The sequence below is a fragment of the Streptomyces sp. YS-3 genome, assembly GCF_045257485.1.
Classification (GTDB): domain Bacteria; phylum Actinomycetota; class Actinomycetes; order Streptomycetales; family Streptomycetaceae; genus Streptomyces.
The window spans coordinates 1-2,906 of the sequence record NZ_JBJHPC010000754.1 but is presented as its reverse complement, the minus strand read 5'-3'; the positions used below and the strand labels follow the sequence as shown (position 1 = coordinate 2,906).

The following is a 2,906-nucleotide window of genomic DNA, read 5'->3' as shown; positions in this document are numbered from 1 at the left end:
CCCCAGTCCGGCAGCCGTTCCACGCCCCGCTCGCCCAGGAGTTCCACGCCCAGCCCCGCCACGGCCTCGGGCGCGCCGCAGCCGAGCGTCACCGTGGCGGAGGCGCCCGAGGCGTGGCGCAGGACCAGATGGACGGTGTCCTCGGGGCCGGGCGCGGCCGTCACCCGCGTCACCTCGCCGAGCACCGGCAGCAGCACCGACAGGACGTGCGGGCCGACGTCCCACAGCGCGCCCTTCTCCCGGCGCCAGGGCGAGGCCGCGTACGGGCTCGGGGAGGCGCCGGGGGTGAAGAGCGAGCCGAGCCAGTGCGCGTGCGCGGTGAACCAGCCGTCCGACGCGGCCCGCCGGTCGATCCAGCCGGCCGTGGCCGGGGCGAAGCGCAGGGTGAAGAAGACCACTGAGGCGACCCCGGCGCGCCGGGCCGCCTCCGCGACCTCGCGCGCCCGGTCCGCGTCCGTGGCGACCGGCTTGTCGAGCAGCAGATGGCAGCCGGCCCCGGCGGCCCGTACGGCCAGGGGCGCCTGGACGTCCGGGGGCAGCGCGAAGGCGACCGCGTCGCACGCCGCGAACAGCTCGTCCACGTCCTCGTACACGGGAACGGAGTGCGCGGCGGCGAGTTCGGCCGCGGCTTCCGGGCGGCGGCCCCAGATCCCGGCGAACTCGACGTCCGGGTGCGCCGCCGGATACGTCGGTCATACCGATCAGTGTGCTCGCCGGTCGCGCGGGAAACCCTCGGGTTACGGACGGAACCCGGGTAACACCGGGTTCACATACGGGCAACGGACGGGAAATCCCGGGATGTGAGGCTGCCCCCAGCAGCCCCGGACGCCCCGCACGGCGCCGGCGGCCCCGCCGCACCGCGGCTCCCGCACCACCAGCAGCTCCCGCAAAGGATGGCTTCCGTGACGTTCAAGGCTGAGTACATCTGGATCGACGGCACCGAGCCGACCGCCAAGCTCCGCTCGAAGACCAAGATCATAGCGGGTGTGCCGGACGGCGCCGAGCTGCCGGTGTGGGGCTTCGACGGCTCCTCCACCAGCCAGGCCGAGGGCCACGCCTCCGACCGGGTCCTGAAGCCGGTCTTCTCCTGCCCGGACCCGATCCGCGGCGGCGACAACCTGCTGGTCCTGTGCGAGGTCCTGGACATCGACGGCACGCCGCACGCCTCCAACACGCGCGCTCTGCTGCGGCCGGTCGCCGAGCGGTTCGCGGCGCAGGAGCCCATCTTCGGCATCGAGCAGGAGTACACGTTCTTCGACGGCGCCCGCCCGCTGGGCTTCCCGGTCGGCGGCTTCCCGGCCGCGCAGGGCGGCTACTACTGCGGTGTCGGCGCCGACGAGATCTTCGGCCGCGAGATCGTCGAGAAGCACCTCGACCACTGCCTCGCCGCGGGCCTCAGCATCTCCGGCATCAACGCCGAGGTCATGCCGGGCCAGTGGGAGTTCCAGGTCGGTCCGGTCGGCCCGCTGGAGGTCTCGGACCAGCTGTGGATCGCGCGCTGGCTGCTCTACCGCACCGCCGAGGACTTCAACGTATCGGCGACGCTCGACCCGAAGCCGGTGAAGGGCGACTGGAACGGGGCGGGCGCGCACACCAACTTCTCCACCAAGGCAATGCGTGAGGGGTACGACGCCATCATCACCGCGTGCGAGTCGCTCGGTGAGGGCTCCAAGCCGATGGACCACGTCAAGAACTACGGCGCCGGCATCGACGACCGCCTGACCGGTCTGCACGAGACCGCCCCGTGGAACGAGTACTCCTACGGCGTCTCGGACCGCGGTGCCTCGGTGCGCATCCCGTGGCAGGTCGAGGTGGACAAGAAGGGCTACATCGAGGACCGCCGCCCCAACGCGAACGTCGACCCGTACGTGGTGACCCGGCTGATCGTCGAGACCTGCTGCACCGGTCTGGAGAAGGCCGGCCAGGTCTGAGCCGTACGACCTGCTCGTGAGGGCGCCCTCGCACACGCGGCGGGCGCCCTCCGGGCGTTGTGGCAGGGCGAGTTCCGGCCATCGTGCGGCCGAGTTCCGTACCGGTGTGGGGGAGGCCACTGCTCGCCGCCGGGGCATCTGCTTCAATATGCACATGGCCAGCCATCCGAACCCCGCGACAGGTCGCAGCGACCTCGAGCCGTTCTGGCCGTCCCGTCAGCACCACGACTTCGACCGGGTGTGTTGCCGCGCGACGAACGCGCCGGCCCTCTAAAGCCTCCCCTCACCGAAGGCCTTCGGCCCGCGCGCGACGACGTACGTCCCCCGACGACTCCGCGCGAAAGAGCTGACCTCTCATGGCGAACGCCCCTGTCTTCTCCACCTCCGCCGCGACCGCCGCCCGCCCCGTCCCCGTCCCGCCGGGACGCCACCGGCTCCGTGCCGTCGACCGCGACGAAGTGGCCGCCACCGGCACGGTCGCCGACTTCCTTCCGCCGGGCGCCACTTGGCTGCCCGCACCGCCGCACACGCTGCCCGTGCTGCCCGGCCGGCCGCCGATGGTCGGCTATCTGGTGCTCCTCCCGGCCGACCAGCAGCCGCCGCTGCCCGGGCCCGCCGCCGCGGCCGTTCCCGTCCCGGCCACCGCGGCCGGGGAGCCGGGCCCGGATCCGGCGACCGCGGGCGACGCGCTCGTACGCATCGACACCGTCCGCCGCACCGCCGAGGTCGACGGACACCCGCTCGACCTCACGTACCTCGAATTCGAGCTGCTGGCCCATCTGGTGGCGAACCCCCAACGGGTGCACACCCGCGACCAGTTGGTGACCACGGTGTGGGGGTACGGCCACGTCGGCGACGGCCGGACCGTGGACGTCCACATCGCCCGGCTCCGCCGCAAGCTGGGCGCCCCTCACCGCCACGCGATCCAGACGGTCCGGCGGGTCGGGTACAAGTACGCCCCCTGAGCCGCCCCGC

At 73.1% G+C, this 2,906-nt stretch carries 2 protein-coding genes and 1 pseudogene; 2 read left to right on the top strand and 1 reads right to left on the bottom strand.

Translation table 11 applies throughout. The features are described from left to right. Positions 1–680: pseudogene (locus tag ACJA3G_RS34310) on the bottom strand (Gfo/Idh/MocA family protein); the annotation flags it as partial. Between the two features lie 222 nt (positions 681–902). Between ACJA3G_RS34310 and glnII the strand changes: the two are divergent. Together glnII and ACJA3G_RS34300 are read left to right on the top strand one after the other, a co-directional pair. Then, entirely contained in the window at positions 903–1,931 is a 1,029-nt protein-coding gene (gene glnII / locus ACJA3G_RS34305; protein ID WP_406556941.1) for a glutamine synthetase, read from the top strand. Positions 1,932–2,287: 356 nt separating this feature from the next. Beyond that, positions 2,288–2,896 (top strand): winged helix-turn-helix domain-containing protein, encoded by a 609-nt coding sequence (locus tag ACJA3G_RS34300; RefSeq protein ID WP_406556940.1) that lies wholly within the window; start codon positions 2,288–2,290, stop codon positions 2,894–2,896. Positions 2,897–2,906: the final 10 nt, after the last annotated feature.